17 protein-coding genes and 1 tRNA gene are annotated in these 16,813 nt (G+C 37.1%); 1 reads left to right on the top strand and 17 read right to left on the bottom strand.

The annotated features are described in order from the left end of the window. From rpmE to ACP5Q2_RS00670, 4 genes are all read right to left on the bottom strand, one after another. Positions 1 to 213: a 50S ribosomal protein L31 gene (gene rpmE, locus ACP5Q2_RS00685; RefSeq protein ID WP_013450422.1), complete on the bottom strand. Its 213-nt coding sequence runs from the start codon at positions 211 to 213 to the stop codon at positions 1 to 3. A 93-nt stretch (positions 214 to 306) separates the two neighbouring features. Continuing rightward, entirely contained in the window at positions 307 to 1,548 is a 1,242-nt protein-coding gene (gene rho, locus ACP5Q2_RS00680) for a transcription termination factor Rho (RefSeq protein ID WP_424604646.1), read from the bottom strand. Between the two features lie 341 nt (positions 1,549 to 1,889). Continuing rightward, the gene (locus ACP5Q2_RS00675) at positions 1,890 to 3,536 is read right to left on the bottom strand and encodes an acyl-CoA synthetase (RefSeq protein ID WP_428096165.1); all 1,647 of its coding nucleotides are present in this window, start codon (positions 3,534 to 3,536) and stop codon (positions 1,890 to 1,892) included. An 8-nt stretch (positions 3,537 to 3,544) separates the two neighbouring features. Continuing rightward, a complete protein-coding gene (locus tag ACP5Q2_RS00670) occupies positions 3,545 to 5,191 on the bottom strand; it encodes an AMP-binding protein (protein ID WP_428096163.1) in 1,647 nt (548 codons plus the stop codon). Between the two features lie 171 nt (positions 5,192 to 5,362). On the opposite strand from ACP5Q2_RS00670, the gene ACP5Q2_RS00665 reads away from it, so the two are divergent. Further along, positions 5,363 to 6,223, top strand: coding sequence for an NAD(P)-dependent oxidoreductase (locus ACP5Q2_RS00665; RefSeq protein WP_428096161.1), 861 nt, complete (start codon positions 5,363 to 5,365; stop codon positions 6,221 to 6,223). 137 nt (positions 6,224 to 6,360) lie between these two features. On the opposite strand, the gene ACP5Q2_RS00660 is transcribed toward ACP5Q2_RS00665, so the two are convergent. From ACP5Q2_RS00660 to ACP5Q2_RS00600, 13 genes are all read right to left on the bottom strand, one after another. Next, positions 6,361 to 6,434: transfer RNA gene (locus tag ACP5Q2_RS00660), tRNA-Pro, on the bottom strand. A 94-nt stretch (positions 6,435 to 6,528) separates the two neighbouring features. Beyond that, positions 6,529 to 7,395: an AEC family transporter gene (locus ACP5Q2_RS00655; RefSeq protein ID WP_424604643.1), complete on the bottom strand. Its 867-nt coding sequence runs from the start codon at positions 7,393 to 7,395 to the stop codon at positions 6,529 to 6,531. A gap of 86 nt (positions 7,396 to 7,481) precedes the next feature. Beyond that, on the bottom strand, positions 7,482 to 7,754 hold the full coding sequence (locus tag ACP5Q2_RS00650) for an acylphosphatase (protein ID WP_428096159.1): 273 nt from the start codon (positions 7,752 to 7,754) through the stop codon (positions 7,482 to 7,484). Between the two features lie 90 nt (positions 7,755 to 7,844). After that, on the bottom strand, positions 7,845 to 8,390 hold the full coding sequence (locus ACP5Q2_RS00645; protein ID WP_424604641.1) for a 2-oxoacid:acceptor oxidoreductase family protein: 546 nt from the start codon (positions 8,388 to 8,390) through the stop codon (positions 7,845 to 7,847). Further along, a complete protein-coding gene (locus ACP5Q2_RS00640; protein ID WP_424604640.1) occupies positions 8,390 to 9,136 on the bottom strand; it encodes a thiamine pyrophosphate-dependent enzyme in 747 nt (248 codons plus the stop codon). The genes ACP5Q2_RS00645 and ACP5Q2_RS00640 overlap by 1 nt, the downstream gene beginning before the upstream one ends. 3 nt (positions 9,137 to 9,139) lie before the next feature. Continuing rightward, complete coding sequence (gene vorB, locus ACP5Q2_RS00635; protein ID WP_428096157.1) at positions 9,140 to 10,189, bottom strand: 3-methyl-2-oxobutanoate dehydrogenase subunit VorB; 1,050 nt, start codon at positions 10,187 to 10,189, stop codon at positions 9,140 to 9,142. A gap of 10 nt (positions 10,190 to 10,199) precedes the next feature. Continuing rightward, on the bottom strand, positions 10,200 to 10,409 hold the full coding sequence (locus ACP5Q2_RS00630) for an indolepyruvate ferredoxin oxidoreductase subunit alpha (protein WP_424604638.1): 210 nt from the start codon (positions 10,407 to 10,409) through the stop codon (positions 10,200 to 10,202). A gap of 108 nt (positions 10,410 to 10,517) precedes the next feature. Then, the gene (locus ACP5Q2_RS00625; protein ID WP_428096155.1) at positions 10,518 to 11,729 is read right to left on the bottom strand and encodes an SLC13 family permease; all 1,212 of its coding nucleotides are present in this window, start codon (positions 11,727 to 11,729) and stop codon (positions 10,518 to 10,520) included. Between the two features lie 60 nt (positions 11,730 to 11,789). Beyond that, positions 11,790 to 12,923, bottom strand: coding sequence for a peptidoglycan DD-metalloendopeptidase family protein (locus ACP5Q2_RS00620; RefSeq protein ID WP_428096153.1), 1,134 nt, complete (start codon positions 12,921 to 12,923; stop codon positions 11,790 to 11,792). Beyond that, positions 12,907 to 13,533, bottom strand: coding sequence for a DedA family protein (locus tag ACP5Q2_RS00615; protein ID WP_424604635.1), 627 nt, complete (start codon positions 13,531 to 13,533; stop codon positions 12,907 to 12,909). Before ACP5Q2_RS00615 ends, ACP5Q2_RS00620 begins: the two co-directional genes overlap by 17 nt. Continuing rightward, positions 13,530 to 15,173, bottom strand: a complete 1,644-nt coding sequence (gene recN / locus ACP5Q2_RS00610; protein WP_428096151.1) for a DNA repair protein RecN — start codon at positions 15,171 to 15,173, stop codon at positions 13,530 to 13,532. Before recN ends, ACP5Q2_RS00615 begins: the two co-directional genes overlap by 4 nt. Beyond that, the gene (locus ACP5Q2_RS00605; protein ID WP_428096149.1) at positions 15,174 to 16,025 is read right to left on the bottom strand and encodes an NAD(+)/NADH kinase; all 852 of its coding nucleotides are present in this window, start codon (positions 16,023 to 16,025) and stop codon (positions 15,174 to 15,176) included. Further along, positions 15,988 to 16,803, bottom strand: a complete 816-nt coding sequence (locus ACP5Q2_RS00600; RefSeq protein ID WP_428096148.1) for a TlyA family RNA methyltransferase — start codon at positions 16,801 to 16,803, stop codon at positions 15,988 to 15,990. Before ACP5Q2_RS00600 ends, ACP5Q2_RS00605 begins: the two co-directional genes overlap by 38 nt. Positions 16,804 to 16,813: the final 10 nt, after the last annotated feature.

The following is a 16,813-nucleotide window of genomic DNA, read 5'->3' as shown; positions in this document are numbered from 1 at the left end:
TTACTTTTTAGATTTAGCCTCGCTGTATTTTTTCATGAATTTTTCTACTCTACCAGCAGCATCTACAAATTTCTGCTTTCCGGTAAAAAATGGGTGACAGTTGGAGCATATTGCTATCCCTGTTTTTTTAGCGGTAGATAACGTCTTTATCTCATTCCCACATGCACATTTAAAAACAACCTCTTTAATCTCGGGATGAATACCTTTTTTCATCTTTCTACACCTCACACAATTTTAAGAGATATTGTATAACATATTATATTTTAATTTTCAAGCAAATTATCATAACTTCTTTATAAAAAGATATTATTTATTCATAGAGTTTAAAAATTCTTTATTTGTCTTTGTATCCTTAATCTTTTCAAGTAAAAATTCCATAGCATCCACAGAATTCATTCCACTTAAAAATCTTCTTAATATCCACACCTTGTTAATTTCATCCTTAGCCAGAAGCAGCTCCTCCCTTCTGGTGCCAGATCTATTTATATCAATAGCAGGGAAAATCCTCTTTTCCACAAGTTTTCTATCCAGGTGGAGCTCCATATTACCGGTACCTTTAAATTCTTCAAAAATAACCTCATCCATTCTGGAACCTGTATCGATGAGGGCAGTGGCTATTATAGTAAGACTGCCACCCTCTTCAATATTTCTGGCAGCTCCAAAAAACCTTTTGGGCTTGTGTAACGCATTAGAATCTACTCCACCTGAAAGGACCTTACCACTGGAAGGCTCTATAGAGTTATAAGCCCTTGCAAGGCGAGTAATACTGTCAAGGAGTATACATACATCTCTTTTGTGCTCCACAAGCCTTTTTGCTTTATTAAGAACCATCTCTGCCACCTGTACATGTCGAAATGCCGGCTCATCAAAAGTGGAGCTAACCACTTCTGCTTTGACAGACCTCTGCATGTCCGTAACCTCTTCAGGTCTCTCATCTATGAGAAGGATAATTAGGTATATTTCAGGATGGTTTTTAGTAATACTGTTGGCGATAGATTTTAAAAGCATCGTCTTACCCGTTTTAGGTGGAGCCACAATAAGCCCCCTCTGACCTTTTCCAACTGGCGCAATAAGGTTCATAATTCTTGTATCGTAATGTGTTGGAAAAGCTTCAAGATCAATTCTTTCATCCGGAAAAAGGGGGGTAAGGTTTTCAAAAAGGTTCCTATGAAGTTTTACCTCATCAAAATTGATAGTCTCAATCTTGAGCAGTGCAAAATACTTTTCATTATCCCTTGGAGGTCTTATCTCACCTGATATTGTATCACCATTTCTAAGACCAAATTTTCTAATCTGTGCAGGGGAGACATAGATATCATCAGGCCCTGGCAGATAGTTATAATCAGGAGATCTTAAAAAACCAAAGCCATCAGGAAGTATCTCCAGAACCCCTTGACCATATATCTGACCATTTCTCTGACTTGTGGCCTTTAATATTTCAAAAATTAGCTCCTGTCTTAGCAGATTGGGAGCATTTTCAATGTTTATCCCCTCAGCAATAGACAATAATTCTTCCACAGATTTTTTCTTTAAATCGTCCAGATTCACCAAACACCTCGAAAATTATTATTCTTTATTTTCAAACGATTTTCTCTGATTTTACAAACATTACAGCCAAAAGAAGAGCCAAAAAAACAAAAAGCCAAACAATTCCATTTGATTGTGATTGGATATATATTACAATATCACACATTCTTTTCTTGTCAAGAGATTTCTAAACATTTTTCAGTAATGTAAATTAACAAAAACACATCTTATTGCTAAATATAATTTAAATATGAACTATCCTAAGAAACCAACAAAATGGTGTAAAACATTTTACCATGTTGTAACATCCATTTTAAAAAAGTTTACATCTTTTTTATATATTAAATCTAACCTTTTTAATATCAAGGTGTGAATTCATCTATATTCATCTGTTTTGATTTCATCTCTTCCATCTCCCTTAGTTCAGTCCTGCGGATCTTACCGCTAACTGTCTTTGGAAGTGACTTCACAAACTCTATCTTTCTCGGGTATTTATATGGGGCGGTTTCCTTCTTCACATGATCCTGCAATTCACTCACAAGCATATCAGACGGTTCAAAGCCTGGGGCAAGTACAACAAAAGCCTTGATTATTGTGCCTCTTAACTCATCCGGCACACCGATAACAGCGTTTTCCGCCACAGCTGGGTGGGATTGAAGAGCACTCTCCACCTCAAAAGGTCCAACACGGTACCCACTGGTTTTTATAACGTCGTCAGCCCTCCCCACAAACCAGAGATACCCATCTTTATCTTTATGAGCTTTGTCACCGGTGTAATACCAATCACCATGAATAGAGTTTTTAGTTGCCTCTTCATCTTTATAATAACCTATAAAAAATCCAATAGGTTTATTAGGCTTCACCTTTAGGGCTATATGCCCGATTTCACCAATCTCCACCGGATTACCATCGTCATCAAGAATATTCACTTCAAATCCGAATGCAGGTCTACCCATTGAACCTGGCTTAACCTCCATATCTTTAGTTGTGGCTATTATATTTACAGTTTCCGTTTGACCATATCCGTCATAAATCTTGTTACCTGTATATTCCAACCATTTTTCATATACAGAGGGATTGAGGGGCTCTCCGGCACTAACTGAATGGCGAAGGTGGTCAAAGTTGTACTTACTCAAATCTTGAAGTATCATCATTCTATAAGCAGTGGGTGGAGCACAAAAAGTGGTAATTTTAAAGTTTTGGATAATATCCAGATGAATCTTGGGATCAAAAGCATCTGCTGCATTATACATCACTACAGTTGTACCTATAAACCACTGACCAAATAGCTTCCCCCATACGGCCTTCCCCCAACCTGTATCGCTTAAAGTCCAGTGTATATCATCCTTTTTAAGATCCTGCCAGAATCTTGCAGTGATCTGATGCCCAATTGCATATCCCCCATCATGCAGAACCATTTTCGGAAAATCTGTGGTGCCACTTGTAAAATAGATAATCAAAGGATCTGATGTTTTGGTTTTTTCTATCTTATCCATAAATATTTCATCTGGAACATCATTCATAGCTTTTTCAAAATTTTCCCAACCATTAGCCTCTGCCCCTATAACCATTTTATGTAATAGTTTAGAAGTATCAACCTCCATCATCTTATCCAGTACATTGTAATATACCACAGCACCTTTGGCACCAGATTTCTCCAGTCTATAATAAATATCTTTTGGTCTTAATATCTTTGGTGCGGGCATCGGCACCACCCCAACTTTGAAGCAGCCAAGCATCACGGCATACCATTCCGGAACCCTTGGTACCATTACGTAAAGCATATCCCCCTTTTTGTATCCTCTATCAACCAATATATTGGCAAATCTGTTGGACCTCCGCTTTAAATCTGAAAATCTAAACGTTTTATAACTTTTACCATCTGTATCTATCCAGATTAGAGCTATTTTATCATCCAACTCCGCCCATTTATCCACAACATCAAATCCGAAATTGAAATATTCAGGAACTACCATTTTAAAATCCTCTTTCCTTACATCCCCAAGCATAATACCCCCTAAAGTATACCTTTTTCTTTTAAAATCTTATTCCCCATCTCCGACAATTTGTATTTTTGAATCTTTCCACTTGCCGTCATTGGGTATTCTTTCACAAACATAAAATATTTTGGAATTTTAAAATCAGCAATCTTCCCTTTGGCATAATTTCTCAATTCCTCTTCGGTGAGGGATTCCCCTTCTTTGACAATTACAAAAGCCATAGCCTCTTCCCCATATTTTTTATCCTCAACTCTTGCCACCTGAATATCATGAACCTTTGGGTGAGTATAATAAAATTCTTCTATCTCCTTAGGGTAAATATTTTCTCCACCCCTGATGATCATATCTTTAATCCTGCCGGTGATCTTATAATACCCATCTTCAGTTTTTACGGCAAGATCACCTGTCTTAAGCCATCCATCCTTGCTAAAAGCATGCTTTGTAGCCTCTTCCATCTTGTAATAACCACGCATTATATTATATCCACGTGCCCACAACTCCCCCTGAACGTTAGCCGGACACTCCTCCTCGGTATTTGGATTTACTATTTTTATTTCAGCACCAGGCATCTCTTTTCCCACGGTTTCCACCCTCTTCTCAATAGGGTCATCTATTTTTGTCATGGTAAGCCCCGGTGAGGCTTCCGTAAGTCCGTAAACAATCGTAATCTCCTTCATATTCATCTTTGTCATTACAGCTTTCATAACCTCTACAGGACATAATGCCCCAGCCATTATACCCGTACGGAGGGAAGAAAGATCGTACTTTTCCTTTTCCAATAGATTCAATTCGGAAATAAACATCGTAGGTACACCATGCAATGCTGTGCATCTCTCCATTTCTACTGTTTTTAATACATCCACCGGATTAAAACTTTCCACAGGAACCATAGTGGCCCCGGCAGTCAAACAAACCAGAATACTGAGCACCAAACCAAAACAATGGAAGAAAGGAACAGGTATACATAGCCTATCCTTTTCGGTAAAATTCATTCCACATGCTATAGCATAGGCATTGTTTAATACATTAAAATGTGACAGCATTACACCCTTTGGGAATCCTGTGGTGCCAGAAGTGTACTGCATATTAATTACGTCATGCATATCAAGGGATTTCTTTACATTATCTAAAACCTCATCTGATACAGAATCAGCCATTTCAAACAACACATTGTAGTTAAGCATACCATTAGGGGTATTTTCCCCAATAAAATATATCTTTTCTAATAAAGGTAGATTCTCACTCTCTATTTTATGAGTATTTCTACTTCTCAATTCGGGCAAAATTTCATAAATCGTTTCAACGTAATCCGTCTTTAAACCTTTTACCATAAAAAGCGATTTACTATCTGACTGATGCAAAAGGTATTTTAGTTCATGTGCCCTATAAAGGGTATTTACAGTGACGGTAACCACACCTATTTTAGCCGTGGCAAAAAGGAGATATATCCACTCCGGTATATTATGTGCCCAGATAGCCACATGATCCCCTTTTTTAAGTCCACTTGCAAGTAGACCTTTGGCAAGTCTATCCGTAAGCGCATCAAACTCTTTGTATGATAACCTTATACCACGTAAAGGGTATACAACTGCATCATTATCCGGATACTTTGATGCTATTTCTTCTAAATATTCACCAATAGTCTTATTAATAATTTCAAACATTTCAACTCCTCTTAAACTATTAAAGTGATACTAAACAGGAAAAATAGATAGCACAAATAGTTTATGATTACAATAAAAAGTTTAACACCACTACCCACCATGACAAACAAATTCTTGATATATAAAATATAAAATGATATAATCTACCTGATAAATAGAGAGGAGGATTATATGAAGTTAGGTTTTTTAGGATTTGGTAATCTTGGTAAGGCAATAGCCACAAGACTTTCAGAATGTGGTTATGATTTGTATGTATGGAATAGAACTCCATCAAAAATAGGATCTATAAAGGCTAATACGCTGTCCTCCCCAGAGGCCGTTGTAAATGAATGTTCCATGACATTTCTATGTCTTTTCGACAGTGATGCAGTGGAAACTCTCCTCCTCGGAGAAAAAGGGATACTAAAAACAAACTGCACCGATAAGATAATAATTGACTTTACCACCAATAGCTATAAAAAGGTTTTGAATTTTCATGAAGAATGCAATAAAAGAAACCTGTATTATCTGGAATCACCAGTCTTGGGTAGTGTTGTTCCGGCGAGGCAGGGGAACTTAACGATTTTAGTAAGTGGAAAAAGCGAAGCTTTTGAAAAAGTAAAACCTGTTCTTGAATCTTTAGGAAAACATATCTTTTATTTAGAAAAACCTGGAAAAGCCACACAGATGAAATTGGTGAATAACCTTGTACTGGGAAGTTTTATGGCAACAATTGCAGAATCTATAGCTACTGCCGAAAAATTAGGTATAAGTAAGGAACAGGCCATTGAAATTTTATCTGTAGGTGGGGGCGATTCATTGGTACTCAGAGCCAAAAAAGAGAAGATTTTAAACGAAGATTTCTCAACACATTTTTCAAATGCCCTGATATACAAAGATATCAACTGTCTTCAAGAGATAGCCTATGACAATAAAATCCCAATATTTACTGCATCCTTGATAAAGGAACTCTACGCTTCCACCTTCACTCAAAACTTCCATGAGGAGGATTTTTCATCAATATATAAGTTATTTAAAAACAATTTAAGATAATTCCGGCAAGAATCGGTTTTGATGTTTTTATTAAATGTTTTCAATAAGTTAAACTTATGGAGTCTGCCCTGGTCAAAACCTTGAAATTTTAGGTATCTTAGGTATCTTGGCAAAGGTCTTAAATGGGCTGTAAATTATCGGGGTGAGAGGATTTGAACCTCCGGCCTCTTCGTCCCGAACGAAGCGCGCTACCAAACTGTGCTACACCCCGAGTATAAATTTCATTATACCAAACTCTGTGATTTATCAAGATTTTTTTCTTCATCATAGCATTCTTAAATAAAAAATCTTATTATGAATCGCCATTATCCCGGCATGAGATAAGCTACCATGACAGGTATCGTAAATATCGATACAATTGTACTGATTATTACGGCAATTGCTGCCTTTTCGGGGTTTGATTTTAAAAGAGTAGCTATTGCCACAACATTACCCGCCATTGGTGGCACTCCAAATAGAAAAAGAACCTTATAAAATTCACTGTTGAAAAATTGAAAAAACAGTTTGTCCATATAGATTACGGCTAAAATTACCAATGGAAACAGGATAAACTTTATAATAAGGGCAACGGATATAAAAACTTTATCGATCAACATTCGATTAAGCCCATGAAGACTCATACCTATCATCATCATACCCAGCACCGCATATGCTCCTTTAAAATAATCCAGATAATTTAAAATATCCGCAGGTAGCTTGATCTTTAAAAAATTAAAACATAGCCCCAGAACCATAGCATATATGGCTGGCAATTTCAAAACCCTTATCAGGCTGTCTTTAACGCTATAGCTACCCTTTGCAATGATGAAAAAACCAATCGTGCTCTCATACAGAAGAGAACCTAAAACTGAAAATACATACACATTTGCCAGTCTCTCATCAAAAAGCATGAAGGCAAGAGGTATCCCAAAATACCCCGTATTACCTGTACCAGCAGAAAAAGCTAAGATATTTAACGTATTATCTTTAAAAACCTTTTTACCTAAAAAATATGTTCCAAACGAAAGAATCCCCCCTATAAAAAGTACTATCATTGGAATAGCTACCATAGAAATATCAAACTTTACACGATATGATGCGGTGAAAAACACTACCGGACCTATTATGTATATTAGAATGGCTGCAATGGTATCTTTTTTAACAGTCAGAAACCTACTCGAGATAAAACCCAAAAGTAGATTGATATATAGTGGAACTATCTTAAAACCTATATATGAAGCTAAGGTTATGGTATAATAAAATTTTTCTATAATCTCACCTAATATGTAACAATAAAATCTTTCGTATTGAGAGTCTGATTAATCCTTTCGATTTCAACCTTTTCCACACGACTCATAGAAGGGCCAATTTTTACATACTCAATTAGCTTATTCAATACTTCCTCTTCCCCCTGAGCATCTATAAAAACCGTCCCATCAGGCATATTCTTCACAAAGCCAGAAAGACCAAGCTCCCTTGCCTTATTCAAAACGTAGGCCCTAAAACCTACCCCTTGAACTCTCCCATATACCTTTAAGTTTAACCTCTGCATATCTACTCCTTAAACATAGATTGTTTAAAGTAAAATGCAAGGTTTTTCACTTTAGAAATAAGCTACCAACCTTGCATTAATAATATCTTCTTACAACTTTACAACCTGATTAAAACCCACCTCAAGAGCTTTTTTATTAATATCAAGTAAATTGTGATATTTTTCCGGAATAGCGTATTTGAGTGCTTCCTCAGCCACCTTAAGGTCAAAAAGCTGTGATACTTTCAACAGAGCACCTATCATAATGACATTTGCCACTTTCACATTTCCAAGCTTTTCTGCCTGCTCTGTGGCATTTATACCATAAAAATTTAAGTCATCTCTGTTTATATATTCTGCAGATACAAGAGAACTGTCAATAACAACATTTGCACCACTTCTAAACCTCGGCTGAAACTTAACAAGAGAAGGGTAATTCATAATAAACCCATTATGCGGTTTTGTGATAACCGGAGAGCCAATCTCATCATCTGACACAACCACCATACAGTTTGCTGTACCACCTCTTTGCTCAGCACCATAAGAAGGAAACCATGTGGCATTTAAATTCTGACTCACCGCCATATGAGATAGCATCATACCTGCACTTAATATCCCCTGACCACCAAATCCAGCCATTATACAATCGAAATACATTATTTACCCCCGTCTATATCTTTAAATGTACCAAGAGGATAATAGCTCTCCATAACCTCATCCACCCATTTAAGAGATTTTACAGGATCCATACCCCAGTTTGTGGGGCATGTGGAGAGCACCTCAACAAAAGAAAAACCTTTTTCTTCAATCTGATTTTGAAAAGCCTTTTTGATAGCCTTACCTGCGGCTATTACATGTTTTGGGGATGTGACTTTGACCCTTGTGGAGTAAGCCACCGCCGGAAGATTCCCTATGATTTCAGCCATCCTGAACGGGAAACCGTCATGTTTTGTATCTCTACCAAATGGTGTTGTGGTTGTTTTTTGACCAGGCAGTGTTGTGGGGGCCATCTGACCACCAGTCATACCGTAGTTTGCATTATTGACAAATACCACTGTAACATTCTCACCCCGATTAGCGGCATGGATAATCTCCGCCATACCAATTGAAGCAAGATCACCATCCCCCTGGTATGTAAACACCACAAGATCCGGTCTAACCCTTTTTATACCGGTTGCAAGAGCCGGTGCCCTTCCGTGGGGAGCCTCCACAATATCAAAATTAAAATAATCATACAGCAAAACTGCACAACCCACAGGTGCCACACCTACTGTTTTTTCTCTAAGGCAGAGAGCATCTATAGCCTCAGCCACCAATCTATGGATTAATCCATGATTGCAACCAGGACAATATATAGATTTATTCGAAGTAAGACTTTGAGGTTTTTCATAAACTGTTTTCATAATTTACCCCTTTATGGATAAGATTTTTTCTAATATCTCATCAGGATCCACCACTTCGCCGCCGGGTTTACCCAGGAATTCGATTTTGTTATCATCCTTTAGCGCTAACATCACATCAAAAAGCATCTGTCCATTATTCATTTCCACAACTAATACCTTCTTTGCCTTTTTTGCAGCTTCAGTTAGCTGAGCATATGGATAAGGCCATATGAGAATAGGCCTGAACATTCCAACCTTTACACCATGTTTGGCAGCCTCTTTTATAGCGCTTTTTGAAACCCTTGCGGCAGTACCAAATGCAACAATAAGTATATCGTAATCATCTCCTATCAATTCGTATTCAATCTCACTTCTCTTTACCTGATCAAACTTTTCCTTTAAGTGAAAATTATGCAGTTTGAGCATCCCTTCAGACAATCTCAGGGATTTTACCGATCTTGGTTCTCTGCCCTTACATCCATTAAGCTCCCAGCCCTTATCCTTAGTATCCACCTCTTTAAATGGTGGTAGCACAACCGTCTCAGCCATCTGACCCAGAGCACCATCCCCAAGTATCAAAACTGGGTTTCTGTACCTATTTGCAACGTCAAAAGCTCTATACGTTATATCAACCGCCTCCTGAACTGTACTGGGGGTATACACGATGAGAAAATAATCACCATTACCACCACCCCTTGTGGATTGATTGTAATCCCCCTGACTTGGCCCAATATTCCCAAGCCCCGGGCCACCCCTTGACATATTTACAATTACCGCAGGAACTTCAGCACCACACATATATGAAATACCTTCCTGCATCAATGCAATTCCAGGGCTTGAGGAAGTTGTCATTGCAAGCTCACCGGTGGACGCAGCACCATAAACCATATTTATAGCAGCCACCTCGCTTTCAGCCTGTACGAATGCCCTACCCAACTCAACCATCCTTTTGGACATATATGCAGTAACCTCATTCTGGGGGGTTATCGGATATCCAAAATACCCTTTAACACCAGCCCTTACAGCAGCCTCCGCAATAGCCTCATTACCTTTCATCAATATCTTTTCTGACATTTTATGCTCCTTATTCCTCTTTTTTTAGGGTAAAGATAACATCCGGGCACATTAAAGCACAACTTTTACAGAGAATACATAAAGATTCATCTATGCACTCCACATAATTATATCCGGAGGTATTAAATTTTCCTGAAAATCTCAGTATCTTTTTTGGGCAGTAGACGATGCATATACCGCATCCCTTACACTTATCGGTATCAATGATTACCTTTGGCATCAATTCCTCCATTTGTTTAATTATACTTTATAATATACTACATTCAAATCACTTTTTCAATGGATTTTTACAAAATATTCTATTTTAGTATAACTAAACTTTTTTCCTTTATAATATCCAGCTCAACCACAAACTACCTGTCAAAATCGTTATAATCGTAACTATACTACCCACCTTAAAAAACTGTATAAAGCTAATCTTTATACCATTTTTTGCGGCTATTTCAACTACTATTATGTTGGCAACAGAACCAATTATAGTAAAATTACCCGCAAAAGTTGATGACATTGCAGCAGTAATCCAATATTCATAGCTATTTCCCAGAGATTTTATAAAGGGTGCAAAAAGCATCACTGCTGGCACATTAGACACTATATTACTAAAGACCCCCATGGCAAATGAAAAAGAAAATATATTTAAAAATATAAAATTTTTAAATAATAGATAGAGTTTTTCCCCAATACCGGTTGTTTCCACCGCAGATGTCACCACAAATAAAGACGAAAAGAATACAAGCAAAGACCAGTCAATCTCCCTGAATACCCTTGATGGTTTTATTCTTCTAGTAAAGAGTAATATTGATGCAGCTATTAAAGAGGAATAAGATACGGGAAAATGTAGAAGAAATAGAATAATCATTACAATGGTTGAAGCCAAAGTTTTAAAAAGCAATGGTCTATAAACCCTAAACTCCGGTATATCTGCTGATGATATCCTGGTATCCTTAAACTCCTCTTTAAAAAATAACAGCAATATCATGTACAGAAAAACCAGTGAACCTATCGATACAAAAAAAAGTGGAGTAATAAACTTAATAAAGGTAAGCCCCGAAAAACTTGCAATAAGCATATTCTGTGGGTTACCAACTGGCGTCATAGCAGATCCAATGTTCGAAGCCATACCAAGCCCCAACAGATAAGGGACAGGATCCCTTTTTAGATTTAATAAAACCATTATCGCAATTGGGGTAAACATAATTGCAATTGTATCGTTTAGCAAAATGGATGACAGAAGCCCTGATGTGAATATAATGACAAACAGTAACTTTTTTGGTGTATCTGCAAACTTTATAATTTTCTGAGAAACAATCCCAAAAAATCCGGAAATACCGAAATTAGCATTTATTATCATCATGGAAAATAAAAGTACTATAGTGTCAAGATTAATCGATCGTAATGCAGCATCATAACCAATCCCACCGGAAACGATCAAAAAAACACCACCCACAAGGGCAATTGTGGTCCTGTTCATCTTGAATCTGGGTATATACCCCACAGCAATTGCAACGAGAGTCAGAAATAAAATTATCTTAGGTAACATTATAGTATCTTTTAGAAATATATTTCTCGAAAAACGATAAATATCCCATTATAAAATATATCATTCTATAAGTCTATTGTCTGCCGTTCTGTAATAGGTATTGTTGAGAAGGGCGACTATACTCTTTGACTTCTCATTTAAAGCCAAAATATCATCTTTTTTAAGCATTATAGGTGGTGCCACAAAACTTAAAGGGTTTACATATTTTTGACCGATCTGAATCCTGTAATCCACATGAGGACCGGTGGCGTATCCTGTTGCTCCAACGTATCCTATTATCTCCCCCTGGGATACTCGGCTGCCAACCTTAAGTCCTGGCTTGAATTTTGACATATGCATATAGGTGGTGATAATATTATTGGGGTGTTTTATTTTCACAAAATTTCCAGCACCAACCTGAAAACCCTTTTGCATAACAACACCTGATCCGGTGGCATATATCGGTGTTCCTGTAGGAGCAGCATAATCCACACCAAAATGCGGCAGATATCTACCTAATACTGGATGAAGTCTACTGGAAGTAAATTTAGAACTCACCCTTCCAAATTTTAATGGTGCCCTCAAAAAACCTTTTTTCAAGTGTTTTCCATCAGGGGTAAAATAACCAGACAACTTACCATTATCGTAGTAGATAGCCCTGATAAGCCTTCCACGATTATAAAAATCCGCAGCAAGTATTTTACCATACCCTATGAATATCCCCTTGGCAAACATCTTCTCCACTACGATACTGAAGCTATCACCCGGATGAACCTCTTTGAAAAAATCCACCTCCCACTGATATATATCAGCAAACTTTATTGCTAATTCATCATTCTCACCAATATTATTGATGGTTTCAAACAAAGATCCATTGATGGTCCCCTTCACAACTGTATTAATGGTATACACAGGATGTTCCACAAGGTTTATTTCATAACCTTCATCTTTTTTAAAGATCTTCACCTCTTTGGTAACATCAAGAGGTATGTGAACATAATTTTTCCCAAAAATAATTTTTTGCCCTTCCCTTAAAACAAACCCAGGAATCTTCCCCTTTAAATCACTATACAAACGGATAACAACATTATAGTCAAATATCTTCGTAAAAATTCCTGCAAAAGTATCGCCAGGCTTAACTGTAATCTCTTCCGCAAAGAGACTAATAGTAATAAAAATCAAAAAAATAGCAGATAAACTAATCTTTTTTATCATAGTTTCTCCACCTTAAATATTTTTTATATACAAATATGTATACCATCACTAAAACCGCCAATGTGGGCAAAATCACAATGGTTATTTTATTCAGATGTTCTTTAATCAGATCAAGATTTGTTCCCACAAGATAGCCTGTATAGGCAAGCACTATAGACCATATCCCCGCCCCCAAAGCAGTAAAGAGGCAGAATCTAAAAAGATTCATCCGGGCAAGACCAGCGGGAAAGGAAATATATTGTCTGATACCAGGCAAAAGCCTACCAACGAATGTAGTAATCTCCCCATGGTTTTTAAAAAACTTCTCCACTTTTTGAAACTTCGACTCCCCCAGAAAAAAATATTTTCCGTATTTTAAAATAAAAGGCCTACCAAATCTCACAGCTAAGTAATAATTTACAAGTCCACCAGCCACACTACCTATCAAAGATGACAACACCACCAGATACATATTCATCTTCCCCTGGGACACAAGGTATCCGGCAGGGGGCACCACCACCTCACTTGGAAAAGGGATAAAGCTACTTTCTATCATCATAAAAAAAGCTATACCCAGATAACCCGTTTTATGGATTATATTTACAACAAAGATAGCAATCTGCTGAATCATCTTTTAAGAAGCTCCTCCGCCTGTTTTAAAGAATTCTCCGTGATCTCCCCTGCAATCATCGAAGCGAGCACATATTTCCTCTCTTCTTCATCTAAAGACCTGATCGTCGTTTTAGTTTTGCTACCTTCGTCAATCTTGGTGAGATGAAAATGTTTATCCCCCATCGCCGCAACCACCGGAAGGTGGGTAATCACAATCACCTGCTTACTCTCAGATATCTTTTTGAGCTTTTCTGCCACTTTTTTTGCCGTTATACCACTAATCCCGGTATCGATCTCATCAAAAATGAGCGTATCCACTATATCCACTTCCGCAAAGGCCTCCTTTAGAGCTAACATCACCCTTGAAATCTCCCCACCGGAAGCTATCTTTGAAAGTGGCCCCGGTTCAAAGCCGATATTGGTGGAGATAAAAAATTCAAGATCCACACCACCTTTTTCATCAAACTGTTTTAAATCTTCTATTTTAATTTCAAAAACAGCATTTTTAAGCTCAAGCTCTTTTAATATCTTCGTTATCTTTTCCTCAAGAAGATTAGAAAGTTTTCTTCTTTCGTTGTTGAGATTACCCCTCAAAGTCTCAAGCTCCTCTTTCAACAAAGATAGCTCTTTTGTCAGCTTTTCTATCCTCTCATCTCTTAAATCGATATCCTCAAGTCTTCTCTTAATCTCTGATAGATAATCCGGCAGTTCCTCCATCTTTTTATTATATTTTTTACACACCCTATCTATCTTATCCTTTCTATCGATAAGCGTATTCATCTCAGATTCATCCAATTCATATTTTTCTATCATCCCCTCTATAGTTCCTGCTATATCCTGGATTTCGTAAAAGATGGAGTCAACTTTATCTCCTATTGCTTTAAGTTCATCGCTGTACTTTACGATAGAAGATATCTCTTTTGACACAACCGTAAAAAGGTTTTCAATATTTATTTCATCACCACTAAGACAGTTTAAAGATCTCGTAAGGGCATTTTTTATTTTATCTATGTTTGTCAAAACCGAAATCCTGCTTTCAAGCTCCTTATCCTTTTCAGGATCTACCTTTAGTGACTCGATCTCTTCTATATGAAATTTGAGATACTCCCTTTCCCTCTCCATCTCCTGAATATTTTCCGTAAGTCTTTTGATATCATTTTCTATCTGCTTGTATCTTCTATATTTTTCGAGGTAATCCATTTTAAATTTATGATCTATAAGCATATCAACAAAAGATAAATGGTTTTTGGGGTTTAAAAGCAGTTGGTGTTCATGTTGGCCGTGAATATCCAGAAAGTTTTGTGTCAATGTCTGAAGCTGTTTTTGTGTGGCCACATTTCCATTCACAAGGATTCTATTCTTCCCCTGTAAATCAAACTCCCTTCTGATTATCACTTCGTCATCTATTTCAAACTCACTTAAAAGATCCTCTCCTATCACCTCCCTTTTGATAGAAAAGATCCCCTGAATCTTTATCGGCTTTGTTTCATCACGGAAAAAAGTTTTGCTAAGTTTCTCCCCCACAAGTATTTTTACAGCATTTATAATAACGGTTTTTCCAGCACCGGTTTCACCGGTGAAAATATTTAATCCATCTGAAAATTCGATCTCAATATCTTCTATGACGGAAAAATTTTGAACAGACAGAAACCTGATCATTTAGTTTCCACCCCAGCCCAATTTTTCTCTTAAAACAGAAAAATAGTTCCTATCCTTTGGAACAACAAGATTTATATAATAAGATGACCTTTTTATTTTAATAATCTCATCCTTATCAAGCCGCTTACCTATCTGCCCATCATACGTAATAAATACCTTTTCATCATTATTCAGTACCTTCATGGTTATACAAACATCCGCATCCAGTACAATCGGTCGATTTGAAAGGGAATGGGGACAGATTGGTGTTATGATGATGTTATTCAACGTTGGATATATTATAGGCCCCCCAGCCGCCAGATTGTAGGCGGTGGAACCTGTTGGCGTTGATATGATGAGGCCATCAGCCCTGTATCTATTTACAAAGCAATCATTCACAAACAGCTCTATATCTATAATACGGGCCAAAGCCCCTTTGTTGATCACCACATCATTGATGACAGATGCATGAAAGGTCACATCACCATTTAAATAAATTTCACTACAGAGTTTTAGCCTTTTCTCAATAGTATACTCACCAGATATCATATTTTTTAAAGCAGTAGATATTTCATCTATCCTTGTTTCCGTAAGAAATCCAAGTCTTCCCAGATTCACACCAAGAATCGGTATCTCTTTTTCATCAAAGATCCTTATTGCGGAGATGAGAGTACCATCCCCACCCAGTACAATTGCAGCATCCGATAGTTCTCTTACTTTATCTATACTTACAGGTTCTACACCCATGACAGATGCAGCCCTATCTTCTAAGAGATAATCAATCCCATGTTTTGTTAAAAAATCTATTACCGATTTAATAAGCCCCTTTATGTTGTCAGCATGAGGTTTTGCAACAATAGCTATATTCTTCATCCACAACCTTATCGATTATATTTTGTATATCATCTCTATGTACAACATTATTTTTATATACCAAAAAAACTAAATATTCAACATTACCTTTTGCACCTTTTATCGGCGAGGAGGTGAGACCACAAAATTCAAACTTTTCACAGTACTTACTAATCACCTCAAAAATAACTCGTTTGTGCACATTATTCTCCTTCACCACTCCACCTTTTTCAACCTCTTTCGGATTTGCTTCAAATTGAGGTTTTATGAGAAATACCACTTCAGTACCATCTTTGCAAAACTTTAATAATGGAGCGAAAATCGTTTTCAGCGATATAAAAGAAAGATCCCCTAAAATTATATCCGGATAACAGCCCACATCTTCAAAGGTAAGGTATCGAAAATTTACCCCTTCCACTACAATGACTCTATCGTCATTACGTAAACTGTAATCTAAGACACCTTTACCCACATCTATGGCAAAAACCTTTTTTGCCCCATGTTTCAGAGCAAAATCGGTAAAACCACCGGTGGAACAACCGATATCCATCACAATCTTTTCTTTAAAATCTATAGAAAATAGTTCAAAAGCCTTTTTCAGCTTTAGTGCCCCCCTACTTACGTACCCATGATATTGTTGCAATGAAATTTCCATTTCAGGACTTACAAGGATACCAGGTTTATCCAGAACCTGAACCCCCATTCTGACGCGACCGGAAAGGATAACACCGGTTGCTTCTTTAATATCTTTTACTAACCCTTTTCTGATAAGATATTCATCCAATCTTACCTTTTTCAAAAATGTTCCC

Origin of the sequence: Calditerrivibrio sp., from assembly GCF_049968475.1 — a bacterium.
GTDB lineage: Bacteria > Chrysiogenota > Deferribacteres > Deferribacterales > Calditerrivibrionaceae > Calditerrivibrio > Calditerrivibrio nitroreducens_A.
The sequence above is the reverse complement of the archived record's forward strand: the minus strand, read 5'-3'. Positions and strand labels throughout refer to the sequence as shown.

Bases quoted from the DNA above. Each gene is read 5' to 3' on its own strand.
- recN (WP_428096151.1), bottom strand. From the start codon at position 15,173: ATGATCAGGTTTCTGTCTGTTCAAAATTTTTCCGTCATAGAAGATATT.
- ACP5Q2_RS00670 (WP_428096163.1), bottom strand. From the start codon at position 5,191: ATGTTTGAAATTATTAATAAGACTATTGGTGAATATTTAGAAGAAATA.
- ACP5Q2_RS00615 (WP_424604635.1), bottom strand. From the start codon at position 13,533: ATGATTCAGCAGATTGCTATCTTTGTTGTAAATATAATCCATAAAACG.
- ACP5Q2_RS00630 (WP_424604638.1), bottom strand. From the start codon at position 10,409: ATGCCAAAGGTAATCATTGATACCGATAAGTGTAAGGGATGCGGTATA.
- ACP5Q2_RS00625 (WP_428096155.1), bottom strand. From the start codon at position 11,729: ATGTTACCTAAGATAATTTTATTTCTGACTCTCGTTGCAATTGCTGTG.
- ACP5Q2_RS00645 (WP_424604641.1), bottom strand. From the start codon at position 8,390: ATGTATTTCGATTGTATAATGGCTGGATTTGGTGGTCAGGGGATATTA.
- vorB (WP_428096157.1), bottom strand. From the start codon at position 10,189: ATGTCAGAAAAGATATTGATGAAAGGTAATGAGGCTATTGCGGAGGCT.
- ACP5Q2_RS00620 (WP_428096153.1), bottom strand. From the start codon at position 12,923: ATGATAAAAAAGATTAGTTTATCTGCTATTTTTTTGATTTTTATTACT.
- ACP5Q2_RS00650 (WP_428096159.1), bottom strand. From the start codon at position 7,754: ATGCAGAGGTTAAACTTAAAGGTATATGGGAGAGTTCAAGGGGTAGGT.
- ACP5Q2_RS00665 (WP_428096161.1), top strand. From the start codon at position 5,363: ATGAAGTTAGGTTTTTTAGGATTTGGTAATCTTGGTAAGGCAATAGCC.
- ACP5Q2_RS00640 (WP_424604640.1), bottom strand. From the start codon at position 9,136: ATGAAAACAGTTTATGAAAAACCTCAAAGTCTTACTTCGAATAAATCT.
- ACP5Q2_RS00675 (WP_428096165.1), bottom strand. From the start codon at position 3,536: ATGCTTGGGGATGTAAGGAAAGAGGATTTTAAAATGGTAGTTCCTGAA.
- ACP5Q2_RS00605 (WP_428096149.1), bottom strand. From the start codon at position 16,025: ATGAAGAATATAGCTATTGTTGCAAAACCTCATGCTGACAACATAAAG.
- rpmE (WP_013450422.1), bottom strand. From the start codon at position 213: ATGAAAAAAGGTATTCATCCCGAGATTAAAGAGGTTGTTTTTAAATGT.